Source organism: Streptomyces sp. NPDC058619 (assembly GCF_042717785.1).
Lineage (GTDB): Bacteria > Actinomycetota > Actinomycetes > Streptomycetales > Streptomycetaceae > Streptomyces.
Window position 1 is genome coordinate 1 of the sequence record NZ_JBHXQN010000082.1, and the last position, 19,111, is coordinate 19,111.

The 19,111-nt window shown below is 74.6% G+C and carries 15 protein-coding genes; 8 read left to right on the forward strand and 7 right to left on the reverse strand.

Features of this window, described 5'->3' with window-relative positions; genetic code table 11:
• The coding region (locus tag ACFWTC_RS36115; RefSeq protein ID WP_384075018.1) for a transposase at positions 1-518 on the forward strand (518 nt) is incomplete at its 5' end.
• 141 nt (positions 519-659) lie between these two features.
• On the opposite strand, the gene ACFWTC_RS36120 is transcribed toward ACFWTC_RS36115, so the two are convergent.
• Entirely contained in the window at positions 660-1,262 is a 603-nt protein-coding gene (locus tag ACFWTC_RS36120) for a TetR/AcrR family transcriptional regulator (RefSeq protein WP_383933140.1), read from the reverse strand.
• A gap of 186 nt (positions 1,263-1,448) precedes the next feature.
• On the opposite strand from ACFWTC_RS36120, the gene ACFWTC_RS36125 reads away from it, so the two are divergent.
• The gene (locus ACFWTC_RS36125; protein ID WP_384075020.1) at positions 1,449-2,840 is read left to right on the forward strand and encodes a purine-cytosine permease family protein; all 1,392 of its coding nucleotides are present in this window, start codon (positions 1,449-1,451) and stop codon (positions 2,838-2,840) included.
• A 96-nt stretch (positions 2,841-2,936) separates the two neighbouring features.
• Positions 2,937-4,592 carry an amidohydrolase gene (locus ACFWTC_RS36130; protein ID WP_384030143.1) on the forward strand — a complete coding sequence of 552 codons (1,656 nt, stop codon included), beginning with the start codon at positions 2,937-2,939 and terminating at the stop codon, positions 4,590-4,592.
• A 146-nt stretch (positions 4,593-4,738) separates the two neighbouring features.
• Here the strand turns inward: ACFWTC_RS36130 and ACFWTC_RS36135 are convergent, their stop codons facing one another.
• On the reverse strand, positions 4,739-5,923 hold the full coding sequence (locus ACFWTC_RS36135) for an AAA family ATPase (RefSeq protein WP_383933146.1): 1,185 nt from the start codon (positions 5,921-5,923) through the stop codon (positions 4,739-4,741).
• Between the two features lie 178 nt (positions 5,924-6,101).
• Positions 6,102-7,217, reverse strand: coding sequence for a DUF3533 domain-containing protein (locus ACFWTC_RS36140; RefSeq protein ID WP_384030145.1), 1,116 nt, complete (start codon positions 7,215-7,217; stop codon positions 6,102-6,104).
• 147 nt (positions 7,218-7,364) lie between these two features.
• On the opposite strand from ACFWTC_RS36140, the gene ACFWTC_RS36145 reads away from it, so the two are divergent.
• The 3 genes from ACFWTC_RS36145 to ACFWTC_RS36155 all read left to right on the forward strand — a co-directional run bounded on the left by ACFWTC_RS36145 (position 7,365) and on the right by ACFWTC_RS36155 (position 13,387).
• Complete coding sequence (locus ACFWTC_RS36145) at positions 7,365-11,210, forward strand: DNA polymerase III subunit alpha (RefSeq protein ID WP_384030147.1); 3,846 nt, start codon at positions 7,365-7,367, stop codon at positions 11,208-11,210.
• Positions 11,207-12,235 carry a hypothetical protein gene (locus ACFWTC_RS36150; protein ID WP_383933240.1) on the forward strand — a complete coding sequence of 343 codons (1,029 nt, stop codon included), beginning with the start codon at positions 11,207-11,209 and terminating at the stop codon, positions 12,233-12,235. Before ACFWTC_RS36145 ends, ACFWTC_RS36150 begins: the two co-directional genes overlap by 4 nt.
• Positions 12,236-12,526: 291 nt before the next feature.
• Positions 12,527-13,387 (forward strand): triacylglycerol lipase, encoded by an 861-nt coding sequence (locus ACFWTC_RS36155; RefSeq protein WP_267722540.1) that lies wholly within the window; start codon positions 12,527-12,529, stop codon positions 13,385-13,387.
• Between the two features lie 72 nt (positions 13,388-13,459).
• On the opposite strand, the gene ACFWTC_RS36160 is transcribed toward ACFWTC_RS36155, so the two are convergent.
• A complete protein-coding gene (locus ACFWTC_RS36160; protein WP_383929242.1) occupies positions 13,460-14,587 on the reverse strand; it encodes a lytic polysaccharide monooxygenase in 1,128 nt (375 codons plus the stop codon).
• 374 nt (positions 14,588-14,961) lie between these two features.
• On the opposite strand from ACFWTC_RS36160, the gene ACFWTC_RS36165 reads away from it, so the two are divergent.
• Entirely contained in the window at positions 14,962-15,327 is a 366-nt protein-coding gene (locus ACFWTC_RS36165; RefSeq protein ID WP_383929245.1) for a hypothetical protein, read from the forward strand.
• A gap of 175 nt (positions 15,328-15,502) precedes the next feature.
• Here ACFWTC_RS36165 and ACFWTC_RS36170 read toward each other — a convergent pair whose 3' ends face one another.
• Entirely contained in the window at positions 15,503-15,988 is a 486-nt protein-coding gene (locus tag ACFWTC_RS36170) for a DUF402 domain-containing protein (RefSeq protein WP_384030149.1), read from the reverse strand.
• Positions 15,985-16,926, reverse strand: a complete 942-nt coding sequence (locus tag ACFWTC_RS36175) for a GNAT family N-acetyltransferase (RefSeq protein ID WP_384030151.1) — start codon at positions 16,924-16,926, stop codon at positions 15,985-15,987. The genes ACFWTC_RS36170 and ACFWTC_RS36175 overlap by 4 nt, the downstream gene beginning before the upstream one ends.
• Before the next feature lie 71 nt (positions 16,927-16,997).
• Here ACFWTC_RS36175 and ACFWTC_RS36180 point away from each other — a divergent pair, with 71 nt between their 5' ends.
• Positions 16,998-17,387: a GntR family transcriptional regulator gene (locus ACFWTC_RS36180; RefSeq protein ID WP_383929253.1), complete on the forward strand. Its 390-nt coding sequence runs from the start codon at positions 16,998-17,000 to the stop codon at positions 17,385-17,387.
• 565 nt (positions 17,388-17,952) lie between these two features.
• Here the strand turns inward: ACFWTC_RS36180 and ACFWTC_RS36185 are convergent.
• Positions 17,953-18,357: an amphi-Trp domain-containing protein gene (locus ACFWTC_RS36185; RefSeq protein ID WP_383929256.1), complete on the reverse strand. Its 405-nt coding sequence runs from the start codon at positions 18,355-18,357 to the stop codon at positions 17,953-17,955.
• Positions 18,358-19,111 lie beyond the last annotated feature (754 nt).

Below are 19,111 nucleotides of genomic sequence, written 5' to 3' on the forward strand. Positions count from 1 at the left end.
TGACCGGCATGGTCGACCTGAACGGCTACCCGGCCGGCACCCGCATCATCGTGCGACGCGAGCGTCCGCACCCCGGCGCCCAACTGTCGTTGTTCGACCAGGACGAGGGCCTGCGGCATCAGGTGTTCCTCACCGACACCCCGTTCGCGGGCGGCGGCTCCGCCCAGTTTCTGGAGGTCCGCCACCGCGGACACGCCACCGTCGAGGACCACATCCGGTGCGGCAAGACCACCGGCTTCGGCCGCTTCCCCTCCCGCCGCTTCGAAGCCAACGCGGCCTGGCTGGAACTTTCCCTGACCGCGATCGACCTGCTCGCCTGGACCCGCGTCCTGCTGTTGGACGGCGAGCTGGCCACCGCCGAACCCAAGAAGCTCCGCTACCGGCACCTGCACGTCGCCGCCCGCCTCACTCGCGGCGGCCGCAGTTTGCGCTTGCGGATCTCAGCGACCTGGCCCTGGAGCAACGAGCTGGCCACGGCCTTTCACCGCCTCGCCGCACTGCCCCGCCCGGCCAACTGACAGCTACCCATCCTGCCCGCCCACACCCGAAGGACCCCGGAGAACCCGACCACCGCGCCGGGCACTCGCCATGCCCACCGACCGACACCGCCTCGAACAGCCACACTCAACCGCCCAGCAACCCCAACCGAAACGGCGAGGCTAGAGGTGCGGGATCAGGGCTGCCGTGGCCGAGCGGGCCCGTTCCAGGGCGGCGGAACGGTCCGCGCCGGGCTGGCCCAGGACCACGCGGGTGCTGAGCCCGTCCAGCAGGGCCAGCAGCTCCGAGGCCCGGCCGGGCACGTCCACCGGGGCGAAGCGGCCCTGGCCGACGCCCTTGGCGAGGAGGGCCTCCAGGTCGCGCTGCCAGCCGTCGTCGATCTCCTGCTGGGCGGCGCGCAGCGGCTCGTTGGAGGCCGTACGGGCCCACAGCTCGATCCACAGCGTCCAGCGCGGGTCCCGCGGGCCGCGCGGCAGGTACAGCTCGGCGAAGAGGGCGAGCTTGCGGTGCGCGGTGACCCGTCGGCTCAGCAACCCGGCTCGCTCCGTGGTGAGTTGGGCCTCGCTCCAGCGCAGCGCCTCCAGCAGCAGGCGGTCCTTGCTGCCGAAGTAGTACAGGATGTGGCCGCCGCTGGTGCCGAGCCGCTCGGCGAGCGCGGACATGGTGAGCGCCGCCAGCCCGTCCTCGGCGATCGCCGCCATGGCCTCTTCCAGCATCCGCTCCTGGGCGATCTGCCCGTCGCGCCGCCGTGCCGCTCCCGCCACCGGTCCGCCCTCCTGATCTTCGGGTCCCGACCTTATCCCGGACAAGGTCTTGACGCGGCCCCGGTCCGCCCCGCATCTTGAATGTCATTCAAGAACCTAGAACGTCGTTCAATGTCCAGTGCGGTCCGGAGCGGTCCCGCAGGGCCCCCGCGGGCTCCCGCGGGTCGAAGATCAGGGGTACGGCGCATGACACAGCAGGAGACGACGCCCGACGTCGACGAGGTCTTCCGGGTCGAGACCCACGGCATCGACCCCATCCCCGACGCCGAGCGCCACGGCAGCGCCAAGGACCTCTTCTGGCTCTGGTTCGGCTCGAACCTCACCTTCACCTACGTGATCAACGGGGCCCTCGCCGTGGCCTTCGGCCTCTCCTTCTGGCAGGCCACCGCGGTGGTCGTGATCAGCGGACTGTCCTTCTTCGCCGTCAGCGCCGCCGGCCTCAGCGGCATCCGCACCGGCACCGCCACCCTGGTCATCTCCCGCGCGGCCTTCGGGGTCCGCGGGAACTTCCCCGCCGGCGTCCTGAACTGGGTGGTGAGCATCGGGTACACCATCGTCAACACCGTGGTCGGAACGCTGGCCCTGGAGGTCTTCTTCGCCGAGACGGGCCTCGGCACCGGGAACGGCGTCCGCGCCCTCGCGCTCGCCCTCACCCTCGCGCTGACCTTCGCCGTGGCGATGTGGGGCCACGCCACCGTGCAGTTCGCCGAGCGCTGGATGGCCTACGTCCTCGCCGCCGGCTTCGGCGTGCTCCTCGTCTTCGTCCTGCCGGGCGCCGACACCTCCGCACCCGCCGCCGCCCCCGGGCTGTCCGGCTGGAGCCTGGCCTTCGTGGTCATGCTGGCCGGGCCGTTCTCGTACCTGCCGATGCCCGCCGACTACACCCGCTACCTGCCCCGCACCACCACGCTGAAGTCGATCACCTGGACGGGGGCCCTGGGCGGCTTCGTCTCCTCCGTGGCCCTCGGCGTCGCGGGAGTGGCCGCCGCCACCCAGACCGACATGACCGACGCGGTCGCGGGGGCCGAGAGCCTGCTGCCGGGCTGGTTCCAGTCCCTGTTCCTCGCCCTGGTCCTCGGCGGCTCCGTCACCAACTCGATCATCACGCTCTACTCCTCCAGCCTGAACCTCCAGGTCCTCGGCATTCCCTGGAGCCGGGCCCGTGCCATCCTGATCAGCGCCGCCGTCACCGCCGCCGGTTCGCTCGGCGCACTGTTCCTCACCGACTTCACCACCTCCCTGCTCTCCTTCCTCTCCCTGCTGATCATCGTCTTCGCGCCCTGGGGCGGGGTCTTCCTCGCCGACATGCTGCTGCGCCGCTGCCGCTACGACTCCGACGCGCTGCACGCCGGGCGCGCGGGCGCCTACTGGTACCGCGCCGGCTACCACCCGGCCGGTCTGGCCGCCCTGCTCGCCGGCATGGCCTTCGCGGCCCTGACCTGCGACTCCGAGCTGTGGACCGGCCCGCTGGTGGCCCCGCTCGGCGGCGCCGACCTCACCCTGCTCGGCGCGCTGGTGTCCGGGCTCACGTACGCGGCCCTCGTACGCCGGACACCCGTGCACGCGCCGGCCGCCTGACCCCTCCCGCACCCGCCCCGGCCCCCCGGTCTCCCCGTCCGCCCCCGGCCTCCCCGTCCCCCCGCACCCGTCCACGCCGCACAGGAGCACCACCCCATGTCATCGCGCCCCTTCCCCGCAGACCTGCTGCTCATCGGAGCCCGCATCCACACCGTGGACCCCGCCCTGCCCGAGGCAGAGGCCCTCGCCGTGCACGACGGCCGGATCGTCTGGGTCGGCGCCGACGCCGACGCCGGGCAGTGGTACGGGCCCGGCACCGAGGTGCTCGACGCGGGCGGGAAGCTGGTGCTGCCCGGCTTCATCGACGCGCACAACCACGTCCGGCTCGGTTCCGACGACGCCTGCGTGCAGCTGGCAGGGGTCCGGACCCTGGAGGCGATCCTCGACCGGATCGGCACGTGGCGGGAGGCGAACCCGGACACGGAGTGGATCGAGGCGGAGGCCTTCGACTACTCGGCCGTTCCGGGCGGGCGGATGCCGTGCGCGGCCGACCTGGACCCGGTCACCGGGGACACCCCCGCGATCGTGCTCTCGTACGACGTGCACACGGCCTGGCTGAACACCGCGGCCATGCGGCGCCTGGGCGTGACCCGAGACCGCACCGACCTGCCGTTCGGCACGGCCGCGACCGACCCGGAGACCGGCGAGCCCACCGGATTCGTCACGGACTTCGCCGTCAAGGGGCTCTCCCGCGACGGCCACCGGGAGTTGCGCGCCCTCGGCGTGCCGTGGGCCTCGCCGGAGCGGCAGTACGGGCGGCTCGTGAAGAGCCTCGACGACGCCATCGGCTTCGGCATCACCACCGTGGTGGAACCGCAGAACTCCCTCGACGACCTGGAGCTCTACGAGCGGGCCCGGGCGGAGGGGCGGATGCGCTCGCGGATCGTCGCCGCGCTGTTCCACCCGCGCGGCACCACCGAGGAGGAGCTCGACGGCTTCGCGGCGGCCGCCCGGATGTACGCGGGGGACCGGCTGCGGGTGGGCCCGCTCAAGCTGTACATCGACGACGTGGTGGAACCGCGCACGGCCGCGCTGCTGGAGCCGTACACCGGCTGCGGCGCGCACCGGGGCGAGACCTTCTACCCGGCGGAGGAGTTCGCGGAGCTGCTGGCCGGGCTGGACGCGCGGGGCTTCCAGTGCTTCGTGCACGCCACCGGCGACCGCGGCATCCGTACCGTGCTGGACGCGGTCGAGCACGCCCGTACGGTGAACGGCCCGCGCGACGCCCGCCACCAGGTCGTGCACGTGGAGTGCCTGGACCCGGCGGACGTGCCGCGCTTCGCGGAGCTGGGCGTGGTCGCGTGCATGCAGCCGCGGCACTGCGCACCGGAGATCGCCGGGCCCGGCCAGGACTGGGCGGAGAACGTCGGCGAGGACCGCTGGCACAAGGCGTGGCCGATGCGGAGCCTGCGGGAGGCGGGCGCGGTGCTGGCCTTCTCCAGCGACTGGAACGTCGCCGAGATGGACCCGATGGTCGGCATCTACACGGCGGTGACGCGCCGCCCGCTGGGCGGCGGCGACCCGTGGCAGCCGGCCGAGACGGTGGACGTGGCGCAGGCGGTGTACGGCTACACGATGGGTTCCGCGTTCGCCAACTTCCTGGAGGCGGAACGGGGTTCGCTGACCGTGGGCAAGGCGGCCGACTTCGTGGTGCTGTCGCGGGACATCCTCGCCGTCGCCCCGGAGTGGATCCCGGGCACGGTGGCGGAGGTGGTCGTGGTGGCGGGCGAGGTCGCCCACCGGGCCGGCTGACGTCCGGCGGCCCGGGCAGGCGGGGCGGGGGCACGCGGGGCTCGGGCGCGGGCACGCGGGGCTCCGGCCCCGGGGCCGGACGTGCGCCTCCCGGGCGAGGCCGTGGCCCCGGGTTCGGCCCCTGCCCCGGGCGTTTCCCGGTGGGGTCAGCGCTGGGGCCAGTACCAGAGCGGTTCGTCCAGCGGGCCCTCGCGGCCCGCGACCTCGGTGCGGCCGAACTCCTTGACCAGGGTGATCGTCCGCAGGTCCACCCGGTGCCGGCGGGTTCCGGCCGCCAAAGCACCGGCCAGCGGGGCGGCATGCGTGACCACCACCGTCTGGGTGTCCCGCGAGGCCGTGAGGATCAGGTCCGCGAGCGGTTCCAGCAGGTCCGGGTGGAGGCTGGTCTCCGGCTCGTTCAGCACCATCAGGGCCGGCGGCCGCGGGGTCAGCAGGGCCGCGGTCCAGAGCAGGTAGCGCAGCGTGCCGTCGGAGAGCTCGGCGGCGCCCAGCGGGCGCAGCAGGCCGTGCTGGTGGAGTTCCAGCGCGAAGCGGCCGTCCCGTTCGGTGACGGAGACCCGGCTGCCCGGAAAGGCCGCTTCGACGGCCTCGTCCAGCGCGGCGTGGTCCCCGATCTCCCGGATCGTCTGGAGCGCGGCGGGCAGGTCCGAGCCGTCGGCACCGAGCACCGGCGTACGGGTACCGATCCGCGGGGTCCGGGCGGGCGCCCCGGCGTCGGTGCGGACGTGGTCGTAGAACCGCCAGGACCGCATCAGCTCGCGCAGGGCGAGGAGGTCGGGGGCCAGTTGGGGGTCGGCGAGCTCGCTGAGCACGGAGTCGTACGGGCGCAGGGCGTTCTGCGTCCGGTGCCAGCCGCCGTCGGCCGTGCGCGTCCGTACGGCGGGGCCCGCCCGGTCCGACAGCAGTGCGGCCGGGCGCAGCACGGGCCCCGCCCAGGTGCACTCGCGCTTGATCTCGGGGTCCAGGGAGAAGAGGGAGTCCGGGACCGGGGCCGGGTGCCCGAAGTCGACGGCGTACCCGAACTCGTCGCCCGCGAAGCCCAGGCGCAGGCTGACCGGCTCGGTCCGGACCGTGCCCTGGAGCGGGTGCTGCCCCTCGCGCACCGCCCGCCCGAGCTTCTCCGGCCCCGCCCACAGGGTGGACGGCAGCCCGCCCTCCCTGGCCAGCGCGGCGACGGCGCCGCCGCGGGCGGAGTCGGCGAGCAGGCGCAGCGAGCGGTACAGGCTGGACTTGCCGGTGCCGTTGGCCCCGGTGACGACGGTGAGCCGGCCCAGCGGGACGACCAGTTTCCGCAGGGAGCGGTAGTTCTCGACGGCGAGCGTGGTGATCACGGGCCGATCATGCCTCGGGGTGCTCGCCGGGCGCGAGGAAACGGCCCATCGGCAGCACCAGGTGGATCCGCCAGCTGCCGATCCACAGCACGAACACCACGAACACCCACACGGCAGCGTGAACAGCCCGAGACGGCCTGTTCGGCCGGCCGCTGTCGGTCGCGGACGAGCGGGTTGTTCACCGGGGGGCTGTTCCCTCACCGGCGAAGCGGGGTACGGACGGCGCGTCGTCGGGGAGCCCGCTGCCGACCGCCGGACCCGGCCTGCCCTTGCGGAAGACCGCGCAGGCGAGCGTGACCGCGCAGCCGAGGACCGCCCAGCCGGCCAGCACCAGCATCGGCCCGCCCGCGCCGTTGCCGCTGAAGTACGCGATGGAGCGCGCGGCGTACGTGCCGGCGCCCGGCGGCAGGGCCGGGCCGATGGCACTCCAGAACGGCGGCAGCAGCGGGTACGGGTAGGCGCCGCCCGCGCTCGGGTTGCCGAACACCACGACCAGCAGGATCGCGAGGCCGATGCCGACCACGCCCGCCAGCCCCTGGAGGGCCAGGGTGATCGCGCCGACCGCGAAGACGACCAGGGTGCCCAGCCCCCACAGCGCCGTGATGGAGGGCAGGGCGCCCAGGACCGGGCCGGCGATGACCGCGCCGAGCAGCCCGGCGACGATCGCGTACACGAGCAGCGCGCCGAGCCGGATGACGGCGCGGGCGGAGTTCGCGGGGCGGGCGCCGGCGCTGATCGCGAGGATCGCGGCGCACAGGTAGCCGCCGACGCACCAGCCGACGACCAGGTAGAAGGCGCTCAGCCCGCGTCCGTCGCCGGCGGCGGCCGGGGCCACGTCGACGATCCGGACGGTGCGGCCCTGGCTCTGCTCGGCCAGGTTGACGACCTCCTCGACGGCCTGGGAGAGGGAGGCGCCGGCGCCACTGGCGACCAGCAGCCGGTCGATCGTGCCCGACGGGTCGATGATCAGCGCGGCGTCGACGTCCCGGTTCTGGATCTGGACGCGGGCCGCGGCCTCGTCCTTGACGGTGCGGGGGTCGAGCGGGTCGCCGGGCAGGGCGCCGAGCTGCTGCGCGGACTGCTCGGCGACCGGAGCGAGGGGGGCGGCCACCGCGATCGGGATGTCGCTCGGTTTCGGGTGGTGGAAGGCCCCGATGTACGAGGTGATGAAGGCGAGCTGGAGGGCCAGCACCCCCAGGACCAGCAGGGCTGCGCGGGCGGTCACGGCGTCCTTGACCTCGGCGAGGAAGCCGCCGGACGGGCCTGCTGCGGTGCTCTCGGTGGGCTGGTTCATGCCCCCCACGCTCGGCGCGGCGGGTGCGGGGCGCAGCAGGGGAGGACCGAATGGATGACCGAACATGTATTTCGCACGTGTATTCGAATTGCTCTATGGTGGAGAGCGGGGGAGGTGTTTTCTTTCGAGCGAAGCAGGAGGCCGCGGGTGCCTGGTTTTACGCATCTGCACACCGTTTCGGGGTTCTCCGTGCGTTACGGGGGATCACACCCGGACCGGTTGGCGGAACGGGCCGCGGAGCGGGGCATGGACGCCCTCGCCCTGACCGACCGCGACACCCTCGCGGGTACGGTGCGGTTCGCCAAGGCGTGTGCGAAGGCGGGCATCCGGCCGCTGTTCGGGGCGGACCTGGCCGTGGCGCCCCCGGCGCCGTCGGGCAGGTCGGGCGGAGTCGCCGGGCCGGCCGGGCCGGGGGGCCCGACCGGCCCGGGACGGCCCGGTGCGGGCGGCGCCGGTCCGCGTACGGGGCTCGTGCGCGGGGGGCTCACGGACGGCGGCGGGGCCGGGTGGGCCGCGGCCCACCCGGGCTCCGGTTCCTCCGGTTCCGGTGCCGTACCGGGTTCCGGCTTCGGTGCCGTACCGGGTTCCGGGTCGGGAGCCGGCTCCGCCGAGGTCTCGTACCGGCGGCGGAACCCGGTCAAGGGCGGCGCCTTCATCGACGAGTCCGCCCCCCGCGCGGTCTTCCTGGCCCGCGACGGGGCCGCCGGATGGGCCGAGCTGTGCCGGCTGGTGACCGCCGCCCACGCGGCCGGAGGCGACGCGCCGGCCGGGTCCGGCGGGGCGGGTTCCGGGCAGCCGGTCGTGCCCTGGGGCGCCCTGGGCGGGGGCGGCGTGTACGTCCTGCTCGGGCCCTGTTCCGAGGTGGGGCGGGCGCTCGCCGCCGGGCGCCCCGACCGCGCCGCGCGCCTCCTCGGGCCCTGGCGCGAGGTGTACGGGGACTCCCTGCGCCTGGAGGCCGTCCACCACGGCCGCACCGGCACCGGCCCCGGCTCGCTCCGGCTGGCCGCCCGTACCGTCGGCTTCGCCGCCGAGCAGGGCGTCCCGGCCGTCCTCAGCAACGCCGTCCGGTACGCCGACCCCGGCCAGGGCCCCGTCGCCGACATCCTCGACGCCGCCCGACGGCTGGTCCCCATCGACCCCCGGGGGCCGCTCGACACCGGCGAACGCTGGCTCAAGGACCCCGCCGCCATGGCCGAGACCGCCGACCGGGTCGCCGAGGCCGCCGGCCTGCGCCCCGCCGACGCGCGCCGGCTCCTCGCGGAGACCCGGCGTACGGCCGAGGCGTGCGCGGTCGACCCCGAGGACGACCTCGGCATGGGCTCCGTGCACTTCCCCGAGGCCCGGCTCGTCGGCGCCGCCCGCCGCAGCGCCCAGCGGGTGCTCACCTCCCGGGCCTCCGCGGGCATGGTGCTGCGCGGCTACGCGGGCGACCGCGCGTACTGGGAGCGGATGCACCAGGAGCTCGACGTCATCGCCTACCACGGCTACGCCTCGTACTTCCTGACGGTCGCTCAAGTCGTAGACGACATACGGGACATGGGGATCCGGGTGGCCGCCCGCGGCTCCGGCGCGGGCTCCCTCGTCAACCACCTCATCGGCATCGCGCACGCCGACCCCGTCGAGCACGGCCTGCTCATGGAGCGCTTCCTGTCCAAACGCCGGCGCGTCCTGCCCGACATCGACGTCGACGTGGAGTCCGCCCGCCGGCTGGAGGTCTACCGGCGGATCATCGACCGGTTCGGCGCCGAGCGGGTCGCCACCGTCTCCATGCCCGAGACCTACCGGGTCCGGCACGCCATCCGGGACGTCGGCGCCGCCCTGTCCATGGACCCGGCCGCCGTCGACCGGCTCGCCAAGGCCTTCCCGCACATCAGGGCCCGCGACGCCCGCGCCGCGCTGGAGGAACTGCCGGAACTGCGCGACGTGCGCGGGGAGTCGTACGGGCGGCTGTGGGAGCTCGTCGAATCGCTGGACGCGCTGCCGCGCGGGACCGCCATGCACCCGTGCGGGGTGCTGCTCTCCGACGCCTCGCTGCTCGCCCGTACGCCGGTGGTGCCCACCAGCGGCGAGGGCTTCCCCATGTCCCAGTTCGACAAGGACGACGTCGAGGACCTCGGCCTGCTCAAACTGGACGTGCTGGGCGTGCGGATGCAGTCCGCGATGGCGCACGCGGTCGCGGAGATCCGGCGCGGCACGGGGGAGGAGCTCGACCTGGACGACCCGGCGCAGGTGCCGCCGGGCGACGAGGCGACGTACCGGCTGATCCGCTCGGCCGAGACGCTGGGCTGCTTCCAGATCGAGTCCCCGGGCCAGCGCGACCTGGTGGGACGGCTCCAGCCGTCCACCTTCCACGACCTGGTGGTCGACATCTCGCTGTTCCGGCCGGGACCGGTCGCCGCCGACATGGTGCGGCCCTTCATCGAGGCCCGGCACGGCCGGGCGCCCGTCCGCTTCCCGCACCCCGACCTGGCCGACGCGCTGCGCGGGACGTACGGGGTGGTCGTCTTCCACGAGCAGATCATCGAGATCGTGCACGTCATGACCGACTGCGGGCGCGACGAGGCGGACCGGGTGCGGCGCGGGCTGTCCGAACCGCAGTCGCAGGGGCGGATCAAGGTCTGGTTCGCGGCGCGGGCGGCCGAGCGCGGCTACCCGGTGGAAGTGATCGCCCGCACCTGGGAGATCGTCGCGGCCTTCGGATCGTACGGGTTCTGCAAGGCGCACGCGGTGGCCTTCGCGGTGCCGACCTACCAGTCGGCGTGGCTGAAGGCGCACCACCCCGCGGCCTTCTACGCCGGACTGCTCACCCACGACCCGGGGATGTACCCGAAGCGGCTGCTGCTGGCGGACGCCCGGCGCCGGGGCGTGCCGGTGCTGCCGCTGGACGTGAACCGGTCGGCGGTCGCCCACCGCATCGAACTGGTGTCCGATGCGGGTGCGGGTGCGGGTGAGGGTGCCGGCGTGGGCGTGGGCGTGGGAATGGGCGGGGTGTGGGGGCTGCGGCTCGGCCTGTCCGACGTGCTCGGCATCAGCGAGGCCGAGGCGCGCCGGATCGAGGACGGGCAGCCCTACACCTCCCTGCGCGACTTCTGGGACCGCGCGCACCCGGGGCGCCCGGTCGCCGAACGGCTGGCCCAGGTCGGTGCGTTGGACGGCTTCAGTGTCAACCGGCGGGACCTGCTCTTGCACTTGACGGAGCTGCACGGTGCGCAGCGGGCGGCGGGAGTCCGCGGGGGCGCCCAACTCCCGCTGGAGGGAGGCCGGTCCACGGCCTCCGTCGGACTGCCCGACCTGACCGACGCGGAACGGCTCAGCGCCGAGCTGGGCGTCCTCGGCATGGACGCGTCCCGGCACCTGATGAGCGACCACCACGCCTTCCTGGCCGAGCTGGGGGCGATCTCGGCCCGGCGGCTGCGGGACACCGCGCACGGGCAGACGGTGCTGGTCGCGGGGGCCAAGGCGGCCACCCAGACCCCGCCGATCCGGTCGGGGAGGCGGGTCATCTTCACCACGCTGGACGACGGGACGGGCCTGGTCGACCTGGCCTTCTTCGACGACAGCCACGAGCGCTGCGCGCACACCGTCTTCCACTCCTTCCTGCTGCTGGTGCGGGGTGTCGTGCAGCGGCGGGGCCCGCAGAGCCTGAGCGTGGTCGGGGCGGCGGCGTGGGACCTGGCGGAGCTGGTGGAACTGCGGGCGTCGGGCGGCCTGGACGCGGTCGCGGCCCGCCTGGCCGCGGGCGGGGACGGTCGGGGCGCGGGCGGGGACGGTCGGGGCGCGGGCGGGGACGGCGGCGATGGCGGCGGGGACCGCGGCGACGGCGGCGCGGCGGGAAACGGATCCGAGCCGCAGGCGCCCGGGGCCGGGACCGGCCGCCGGATCCGCATGTCCACGGGGTACGAGATGAACCCCTGGGCCGACCTCCAGCCCCCGGGCACCGGCCCCGCGACCGGCCGCAAGCTGTGGCACTCCAGCCCGGGGAGCGCGGGATGACCCGCGCCGGCGCGCCGCGGGCCGTGATGTGCCTGCGGCTGCGCCCCGCCGACGGGGGCCCGCTCGGGGCGGAGGCGTACGCCGGGGTGCTGGCGCTGCTCGGCGGCCTCACCCCGGTCGTGCAGGCACTGCCGCCCGACGCCGCCCTCGCCGATGTCCGGGGCGCGCTGCGCTACTTCGGCTGCGACGCCGTCCGGCTGGCCGCCGTGGTCCGGGTCCGGGCCCTGGCCCTGTACGGGGTGGACGCCGCCGCGGGCATCGCCGGGAACCCCATGCTGGCCCGGACCGCCGCGCGCGACGCCCGCCCCGGCGAGACCCTGGTCGTCCCCGACGAGCCCGCCGCCGTGGCGCAGTTCCTGGCCGGCCGCCCCGTCACCGACCTCGACGGGGTAGGGGCCAAGGCCGCCCGGACGCTGTGCTCCTACGGTCTCGACTCCGTCGGGCGGGTCGCCGCCGCCCCGCCCGCCGCGCTGCGGCGGATCCTCGGGGCCCGGCTCGGCCGCGAGGTGCGCGAGCGTGCCCTGGGGATCGACCCCACCGCCGTCCGGCCGGGCTCGGCCGCCCGGGCCGTCGCGGCCGAACGGCCCTTCGACCGGGACGAGCTGGACCCCGTACGGCACCGGCGGGCGCTGCTCTCGCTGACGGAGGAACTCGGTGCCCGGCTTCGTACACAAGGACCCGGGCAGGGACAGGTCTGCCGCACGCTCTCGCTCACCGTCCGCTGCGCCGACCGCACCACGCTCACCCGCACCCGCACCCTGGCCGAACCCACCGCGCACTCCGCCGTCCTGACCGCCACGGCCTACGCCCTGTACGCGGGCCTCGGCCTGCAGCGGGCCCGGGTCCGCGCGCTGTCCCTGCGGGCCGAGGACCTGGCCCCGGCCGAACGGGCCGCGCGGCAGCTCAGTTTCGACCCCGGGGACGAGAAGGCCCGCCGCCTGGAGGCCGTCACGGACCGGGTGCGGGCCCGCTTCGGGCCGCACGCCATCGCCCGCGGCACGCTCGCCGCGGGGCGGGCGGCGTAACGGGGCGGTGCGGCGGGCGGCGTGACGGGGCGGTATGCCGGGCGCTGCGGCGGGTGGCGTGACGGGGCGGTATGGCGGGCGGTGCGGCGGGCGGCTCGGCGGGTTGCCGGCCCGCTTATCAGGCCGCGGGACGACACGGCGATTTTTTACCGACGCGTAACTTCCCAGTTTTGCTACCCGCCCGTAATTTGGCGGCAGCAGCACCCCTTGTGATCCGGATCACGGGACGAGCCCCCACGCCCCATCCCCCCGCGCCATCCCCTTGAGTCGCAACCGCAAGGAGATCACACGATGCTGCCCTGGAGACGCCTGCTCCGCCCGCTGGCCGTCCTCACCCTCGCCGCCGCAGCGCTCGTCGCCCCCACCGGCGCCGCGCAGGCCGCGTCCGCACCCAGCAGCGGCTGGAACAACTGGTCCTGCAAGCCGTCCGCCGCGCACCCGCGCCCCGTCGTGCTCGTCCACGGCACCTTCGGGAACTCCGTGGACAACTGGCTCGGCCTCGCCCCCTACCTCGTCCACCGCGGCTACTGCGTCTACTCGCTCGACTACGGGCAACTGCCCGGCGTGCCCTTCTTCAACGGGCTCGGACCCATCGACAAGTCGGCCGGCCAGCTCGACGTCTTCGTCGACCGGGTCCTCGCCGCGACCGGCTCCGCCAAGACCGACGTCATCGGGCACTCTCAGGGCGGCATGATGCCGCGCTACTACCTGAAGTTCCTGGGCGGCGCCGACAAGGTCAACGCCCTGATCGGACTGGCACCCGACAACCACGGCACCACACTGCTCGGCCTCACCAAGCTGCTCCCGTACTTCCCCGGCGCCGAGGACCTGATCAGCTCCGCGACCCCGGGCCTCGCCGACCAGATCGCCGGATCCGCCTTCCAGAACAAGCTGAACGCGGGCGGGGACACCGTCCCCGGCGTCAAGTACACGGTGATCGCGACCAAGTACGACCAGGTGGTCACCCCGTACCGGAGCCAGTTCCTGGACGGCCCGAACGTACGGAACGTCGTGCTCCAGGACCTGTGCGCGGTGGACTTCTCGGAGCACGTCGCCATCGGGCTCACCGACCGGATCGCCTGGCACGAGGCACTGAACGCCCTCGACCCGGCCCACGCCGAACGGACCACCTGCGCGTCGGTCTTCGACTGACGCACGGGCGGTCCGGCGCCCCGGCCCCGGCCGCACGTCCGCAGACCTGCGGCCGGGGAGCCGGCGTACTGGCTAGCGGCCGTGGCGGCCCGCCGTCGTACGGCGGCGGGCCACACCGAACAGCACGGCCGCGCCGACGGCCAGGACGGCGGCCCCGCCGATCGCGATGACCGGGGTGGCGCTGCTGCCGCCGGTCTCCGCGAGGTTCGGGCCGTCCGACGACCCCGCCGGGACCGGGGCGGAGGCGGCCTTGCCGTTCGTCTTCGGGTCGTTGTCGCCGTGGCCGTTGTGCTCCACCGAGGACTTGTCCGCGCCGGCGGCGATCTGCTGGTCCGTCGGGACCTGGGCCACCGGGCCGGTGCCGGGCTGGTCCGACGGCTCGCCGCCGGGCTGGTCCGAGGGTGTGGAACTCGGCTTCGCGGTGGGCTTCGTGCTCGGCTTGGTGCTTCCGCCGCCCGCGGTGCCGGTGCCGGTGCCGCCGGCCGTGGCGCCGGCGCCGCCGTTGACTCCGCCCGTCGTACCGCCGGTGCCCGAGCCGCCCCCGCTGCCGCTGCTGCCGCCGTTGTCCTTGCCGAAGACCACGTCGGAGCAGGTGTAGAAGGCCTCCGGGCTGTCCGAGCGCTGCCAGATGCTGTAGATCAGGTGGCGGCCGGTCTTCTTCGGCACGGTGCCGGAGAAGACGTAGTCGCCGTTCTGCATGCCCGGGTCGGTGGACTTGAGGAAGGGCGCGGCCTCCAGGTCGGACCACTTCAGCGGCTTGGCGGGGTCGTACCCGTCCTTCGTCACGTACAGCTCGAAGGACCCCTTGTGCGGGGCGGTCCCCTTGTAGCGGAAGGTGTGCGCGCCCGCCGTCATCGGGCTCGACGGCCAGTCGGCGCGGGCCAGGTCCAGCCCCTTGTACTTGCTGTTGCCCGCCGAGCACAGCTGCCCGTCCGGGATCAGCGACTTGCTCTGCCCGGCCGCGTTGGCGATGTTCACCGCGTTCCAGTCGTAGAACGCCTGCGCCCCGCTCGCCGCCACGGCCGCCTTGCACGCGGCGGACTTGGGCGACTCCGGCCCCTCCGCGTAGCACGCCGCCACCCGGCTCACCGGGTCCGTCATCGACCCGTGGGCGGCCGCGGGAGCGACGGCGTACGCGGCCACCGCGAGCGGGGCGAGACCTACGGCGGCGATACGGGTGGCGGTGCGGCGTACGGGCATGGGTGGATCTCCTTCGGAGCGCAAGACAGGGGTGCGCCAGCGGTGTCGGGCAGTGCGGCGCCGCCCCCGACGGGGGATGCGGCGCCGCCTCCGGCCCTCCCTGGCTCAGCCAAGCTAGCCCGCCGAACCCCCCGTTTCCCGAGCCCAGGCCCCCGAAGGCCGATCCTTAGGCTCCACTTAAGGCACCGGTAAGCAGCCCCTCAGGAACCGCCCCCGCACGGCCCGTTCGCCAGCGCGGCCGAGGGTTTCCGTCCGGGTCCGGACGTATGGGTGCGGCCCTGGCCGGCCGGGTGGGGCCTTGGCCGGCGGGTCGCGACGGGACGCGCCCCGGTAAGCGTCGGTCGGTGCCGGGGGCGGGCGGCTACGCTCCGGGGATGGAGCGCGCAGAGGTTCTCAAGCGAGTCATCGGCATCCTCACGGAAGCCCAGGAGATCCGCCGGGCCGCGGAGGCCGGCGAGGACGACGACGGCCCCGAACTGGAGACGAGAGTCGTCACCAAGCTGCTGAACGAGATGCTGCCCTCGATCAGCGTGCCCGCGGAGTCCTCCCCGCAGCAGGTGGCCCGCCTCGTCGCGGAGGCGCTCGGGCCCGCGCTGCAGACCATGGTCGCCGGGTTCAGCCTGGCCTTCACCAGCCTCGCCATCGCCCACGACGCCGGCCGGACGGACGTCTCCGCCATCGGAGTCCTGCAGGAACTGGCCCTCGAAGTGGAAGCCGGCGTCTACGACGCGGACGCCTAGAGCGGCGGCATCAGGGCATCCGGAACTTCCGTTGTCATATGCCTATCGGCGCCCCTGTCCCGTGCGTAGGGTGTGGCCCCGGACCATCCCGGGCCGTCGCCCTCCCGGCTCCCCACGGGAGGGCGACGGCGTCTCCCCGCCCGCGGGGGACCGCCCGGGACCGTCCGTCGACCGCCTAGCGCAGGAGCGCCGGCAGGCCCGCCGGGGTGCGGGCCTGGTCGTCCAGCGCGTCCAGCGCCCGTACGGCCTGGGCAGCCGCCTCCGGGTCCGACACGGCGAGGCCGCTCGCTGCGAACTCGTCCTCGTCCAGGCGCAGTACGGACGTCCCGTCCGCCGAGACCCACAGGTCCAGGTCCAGGTCGTCCACCAGGATCTCCTCGCCGCGCACCAGGGCCGGGCGCGTGACGTCGCAGTACCAGCCCTTGAGGACCCCGTCACCGGTCCGGACCTCCTTGACCGCGTACCAGCGGGTCCGCCAGAAGTGCTCCACGAACACGTCGCCCGGCTCGAAGCGCACGAAGCCGAAGTCCCGCGCGGCCCCGGCCGCCCAGGGGGCGCGTACGGTGATCCGGTCGCCGTCGTCGGCCACCCGGGCCGCCGGGTAGCGGATCTTGACGCGTCCGGCCTTGGTCAGGACGACGGTCAGTCGCTGCTCGCTCACTCTGTCCCCAGTTTCCTCGTGTAGCGGGTCTCGGTCGCGCAGATCTCGTAACCGAACCAGTCGTTGACGGCGAGCATCGGCTCGTTCCCCGCGTCGTTGCCGGTGAACGCCTCGGTGTACCCGGCCGCACGGGCCCGGTGCAGGGAGGCGGTCTTGGCGAGCTTGGCCAGGCCCCGGCCGCGGAACGCGCGCAGGGTGCCGGTCATCGCCGAGCCGTACCGGGTGGCCCCGTCGGTCTGCGCGGCGGTGAAGGCCGCCACCTCCCCGCCGACCAGGACGACGGTGGTCAGCTCCTTGTCGAGGGTCGGGTTGTTCCAGGTGCGTGCGAGCCAGTCCTCGTAGTCGTCGAGCGCGATGGAGACGTCGCCCGGCTCGTCGGCCGTCGCCTCGGAGTCGGCGAGGAAGAGGGGACGCGGATCGGCGGCGAAGGCCGACCCGGGGAGCAGTTCCACCCCCTCCGGGAGCGGCTCCGGCAGCGCGGGCAGCACGGCCGCCGCGAGGTCCAGGCGCAGGAAGTGCGCGGAACGGCCGGGCTGGTAGCCGTGCCGTTCGGCGAAGGCGCGGCTGTACGGCTCGTCGAGCACCCAGGCGTACAGGTCCACCGCGCCGTGGCGGGCGAGGTGCTCCTCGGCGCCGCGCAGCAGGAGGGCGCCGGCGCCGCGGCCGTGGTGGGCCGGGTCGACGTGGGCGTTGACATAGGCCTGCCCGGGCTCCGGGCTGTCGTGGACGACGCCGACCTGGGCGGTGCCGACGACCCGGCCGTCGGAGTCCTCGGCGACGAGCACGCGCAACTGCCGGTCGGGGTGGGCGGAGGCCGCCTCGAAGGTGACGCCCGCGGCGGTGGTGATCAGGAAGGGGAGGGCCGCCCGGCGGACCCGTGCGACGGCGTCCGCGTCCGAGGGGTCGTCGTGGCGGAGGTCCCGCAGGAGAACGGTCATGCGGACGACGCTACGTGCGGGCTCGTCCGCGACGCCTCCCAATTTACCGCCGATGGGACAGAATCAGCCGCGTGACCTCGACGACCCTCAAGATCGCCATCGACGGCTCGGCCGGCTCGGCCGCCCCGTACGAACAGCTGCGCGCGCAGATCGCCGACCGGGCCCGGTCGGGGAGGCTGCCGGCGGGCTTCAAGCTGCCGACCGTGCGGGGGCTGGCGGAGGAGCTGGGGCTGGCCGCCAACACCGTCGCGAAGGCGTACCGGGCGCTGGAGGCGGACGGGGTGGTCGAGACGCGGGGCCGCAACGGCACGTTCGTCGCGGCCCCGGGGGAGGGCCCGGCGCGGGAGGCCGCCGCGGCGGCGCAGGCGTACGCGGACCGGGTCCACCGGCTGGGCCTGACGAACGCGGAGGCCCTGGCGGCCGCCACGGAAGCCCTCCGCGCCCGGTACGCGGCGGGCTAGCCCCCCCCGCCGTACGCGGCGGGCCGGCAGTCGCGCCCGTACGCCCCGCCCAGCAGTCGCGCCCGTACGCCCCGCCCGTACGCGGCGGGCCGGCCCCGCCCCGCCCGGCAGGTGACCGGCCGTCCGTCCGCCCCGCCCCGCCCGCCCCCCACGATTCGGCACCGCCGATCCGGCATCCCGCGGAGCGCACCCGCCTGGGATCGAAAGACACGGACCCTCCCGTGGACCCTTCGAATCCGAGGGGTGGGCCACTCAGGGGCGCCCTGTCGATGTCCGGCCCGGTGCGGAGGCCCGGGCGTACGCTGACGGTCTGGCTGGATCACCACGTGGGTGCGTCAGTTGCGGCGAGCCGCCGAAGGTGGCCGTGCGCGCAGACGCCGCGCCCATTTTCCAGACCGGCGTGGTCTTCACGGCCGCCACCCTCGGCCTGCTCGCCTCGGCCTGCTCGCCGAACGCCTGGCGAAGCGGCGGGCGCAGCGCACCCTCATCGTGACGGGCTTCGTCGTGGCGATCGCGGGAATCGGCGTCCTGCTGGCCGCCGACGGCAAGGCCGCCGGCGGCCGGCTCAGGGCGTCTTCGTGGGGGACGGCTTCGCGCCCGTGCTCCGGTTGGTGCCCGTCGCCCTCCGGCCGGGCTCGGAGGGCGCGCTCTTGCGCCCCGCGGCCTTCTTCGTGCCCGTGGCCGCCTTCGTGCCCGCGGCCTTCTTCGTGCTCTCGGCGGCCCGCGAGGACCCTGTCCGGTTCCGTACGGCCGGCCACGTGAACTCGATCTCCAGCTCGATCTGCCCGTCCTCGAGTTCGACCTCCATCTCGGCACGAAGGTCGTCGGGGATCCGGAGGCTCAGCATCCCGGTGCCGAATTCCAGCTCGACGTCCCCGCCCTCCCTCAACGCGGACGCCAGCGCCGTCAGCTGGTCAGCCGCCTCCTGGCGTGACAGCGAGCGCTTCTGTTCGAACTTGAGGTCACTCATGCTTCTCTCCGATCTGGCCTGCCGGGCGCATCCCGCCCATCGTCAGGCCGTACGCGAGATCGGGCACCCTCGACGGCGTGGTTCCCGTCGGCGCCGACAGGCGCTCGTACCGCACCGGGCTGGGGCTTTCCGCCCCGTCGCGCGGCCCGTCGGCCACCTCGTGCGAGGGGGCCGAACGGGTCTTGAACTGGAGGAGGAGCCCACCCCAGCGGACCCGCGGCCCCTGCCGCCCCCGCCGTCCACGGAGAACACGGCGCACATCACGGGGAACGTACAGGTGATCCTCCCGGCCGCACGGGACACCTCCCGGACGGCCCCGTGCCCCCTGAACTGACCCGTGAAGCCGACGGGGTGATCGTCCCGACCACTCTCAGGGCGTCGTCCTCCGCGCCGGTCACGTAGTTCACGGCCGCGTCGGCGCAGGGCCGTGCCGTGCCGGCGGCCGCCCCCGGGTGCGCGCTCCGGCCGGCGGTCCGCGGCGGCCCCACCGGGACCGCACACCGCGGAGGCCCCCGGCAGGGTTCGCCGCCACCAGCCCGCCCCGACCGTGGCACGGGTGTCCGTCCGTACCGGTGCGCTCCGCGCCCGCCGCTCAAGCCAGGTCCGGCGGGCGCTCGTTCGCGGCGACGACCGTCACGGCACCCGCCCGCCCGCCGGAGGCTAGTGCCGCGTCAGGCAACGTTTGCCCTGTCGACGACGGCGCGTAGGCGCCGGTCGTCGGCGTGGCGGTTTCGCCAGATGACGTAGCGGCGGA